4 protein-coding genes are annotated in these 2,324 nt (G+C 60.1%); 3 read left to right on the top strand and 1 reads right to left on the bottom strand.

The window, feature by feature from the left end; translation table 11 throughout:
* The 3 genes from R3217_10725 to R3217_10715 all read left to right on the top strand — a co-directional run.
* A partial coding sequence (locus R3217_10725; protein MDX1455917.1) for an isocitrate lyase occupies positions 1 to 148 on the top strand: 148 nt, incomplete at its 5' end.
* Between the two features lie 199 nt (positions 149 to 347).
* Positions 348 to 611: a hypothetical protein gene (locus R3217_10720; GenBank protein MDX1455916.1), complete on the top strand. Its 264-nt coding sequence runs from the start codon at positions 348 to 350 to the stop codon at positions 609 to 611.
* A complete protein-coding gene (locus R3217_10715) occupies positions 589 to 1,206 on the top strand; it encodes a hypothetical protein (protein MDX1455915.1) in 618 nt (205 codons plus the stop codon). Before R3217_10720 ends, R3217_10715 begins: the two co-directional genes overlap by 23 nt.
* Before the next feature lie 82 nt (positions 1,207 to 1,288).
* Here the strand turns inward: R3217_10715 and R3217_10710 are convergent.
* On the bottom strand, positions 1,289 to 2,324 hold a 1,036-nt coding region (locus R3217_10710; GenBank protein MDX1455914.1), incomplete at its 5' end, for a hypothetical protein.

Genomic DNA, 2,324 nt, shown 5'->3' with positions numbered 1-2,324 from the left:
GACCAAGCACCAGCGCGAAGTCGGCACCGGCTACTTCGATCAGCTCACCCAGGTCATCGGCGGCGGCAAGTCGTCACTGTCGGCACTCAGCGGCTCGACCGAGGAAGAGCAGTTCGAGGAAGAGAAAGCGCGCCTGGCTGCTGTTTGATCAGCCTCGCGCAATGAACCTGGTGGGCTGACCCTGATGGCGCACCAGGCAGAGGGAGAGAAGGGGAGCCCGATCCATGGCATGCTGTGGGTCGGGCTTCTTTTCGACGGCGGTTTTACAGGACCCTCGGCGGTAGGACATACGCGCCACGGCAGTCGCTTTTCTGAACGCTGTCGACCAGTAATAGAAAAAGTTATTCATGCATTACTTCGACGCGAAAGGCAGACTCTCGGATGAAGCGCTTGACCAGCTCGAAGCGTTGTTCAAGCAGACCACGGGAGGGCCCTGGAAATCCTTCGTAGAAGGACGGGACCACTCATCGGGATCGGATTTCATTAAGACCGTTAATGCGGATATCGAACTTTATGGCGCCACACGAGCGGACCAGGACTTCATCGCCGCCGCGCGGAATGCCATGGCCAGCCTGATCGAGGAAATTCGTGAACATCGTAACGCTCGGTAACAGACTGCTCGTATTTGGCGGCTTGCTGATGTTCTTGCTCCTGATAGTGGGCTGCACCAACCGCTATTACGTGGCGTCGGACCAGAAGCTCGATCCAGCCGCCAGTTACGAAGGCAGGCTCTGGTTGGTCGAGGCATGCAGTTTCGATTTCGGACACCGGCTCACGATCAATAACGGCATCGTGACCCGCACCGAGTACAGCGAAGTGATCGGCGCTCACCGCTTCTGCCTGGACCGTGATGCTGTCGAACTGCCACGCGCGGGCAGGTCACTCGATATTATCTGCAATGACACTTGCGAGGCGCAGCTCCGAGACGATTCGGATGACCGTATCCTGGAGCGCTTCCCGATACCCGAAGGACGACTGCTGGATTTCACGGTGTCCTGTGACGAGTCGCAGCTGTTCATGTTGTTGCGCAGGGTGCCAGAGGAGGGCATCGGTAATGGCGGCATCCTCGGACCCGTGGGTCATGGCAGCTACGAATTCGATGTGCACCTCGCCGCCATGGACCTGGAGGGAAACTCGCTGGGCGAGATCCAGATAGGTGAGCGCGTCAGCAACCCCAGTCCGCGCTTGCAGGCACGCTGCAACTAACGAAACACATCGGTCGAGGACGCGGCGCGTCATAAAGAAAAAGGCCCGCAAGCGGGCCTTTCTCATGTCACTTGAAGTGCAATCAGCGCAGGCGGCGTCTTGCCATTGCCAGGCCGGCAAGGGCAAACAGGCCGGCCAGGCCGAGCGCACCACCGCCACCACCGGACGATTTTTCAAAGGTGATGCTGGCCTTGCCACTGTTGGCAACGCTGATCGTTCCGGCGGTTGCCGCCGTGGCGCTCACATCGATGGTATGGGTGGTGTCGGTATCCGAGGATACGCCGACGGAAATGCCGAGCTGGCCACGATACAAGGTGTCGATGTTGCAGGTCGCCACCTGGCCACTGACGGTACAGCTCCAGCCTTCGCCACTGCCCGAGGTCAACGACAGTCCGCTGCTCGCCGACAGCGTCAGCTCGATACCCAGCGCACCGATACCATCCACGGCGGACACGTCCACGGCGAACGAGGTGCTGTTGCTGGACGTGGCCTGGCTGGCATCGAAGCCGACATTGATGGCCGAGTAGTTCAACGGCAGGGCCGACAGGGACTCCTGGTTCTCGACAATGGCGGACGCCTGCTTCTGCTGCTCCGTCTTGGAGCTTGCCGGGGAAACGTTCAGCACGGAACGGTTGGACGCAACCCACAAGTGATCGGTGCCAGTCTCGTCGAGGACGTATTCGACGTCGTAGACAAGCCCGAGGTCGGCTTCCGACAAGGGACCAAAGCTGTCACCACCATCCAGGCTGACGTAATTGTTCACGCCGGTGCCAATGAGGAAAACGATGTCTTCATTGGTCGGATGCACGGCAATCCTGGCAATGCCGATGATCGGGGAGGACAGTGCCTCGAAGCTTGCACCACGATCGGTACTGCGGTGGAAACCGCCATCCAGGTCGGTGAGGTAGACGCGATCCGGATTGGACGGCGCAACTTCGATCTCCCGGGTGGCGAATTCGGTTGCCAGTGTCCAGCTGGTACCCAGGTCGTCGGTGTACTGCAGGCCATCGCCGCCCGTGGCAAAGATCCGCCAGGTGTCACCCGGGCTGGCATCGACGCTGTAGACGAGCGCGAACGGAATATCGCCGCTGCTGATGACGTCGAAGGTCGCACCACTG

The organism is Gammaproteobacteria bacterium (genome assembly GCA_033720895.1).
GTDB lineage: Bacteria > Pseudomonadota > Gammaproteobacteria > Natronospirales > JAJUFS01 > JAWWBS01.
This window is presented reverse-complemented; position numbering and strand designations above follow the sequence as displayed.

Bases quoted from the DNA above. Each gene is read 5' to 3' on its own strand.
- R3217_10720 (MDX1455916.1), top strand. From the start codon at position 348: ATGCATTACTTCGACGCGAAAGGCAGACTCTCGGATGAAGCGCTTGAC.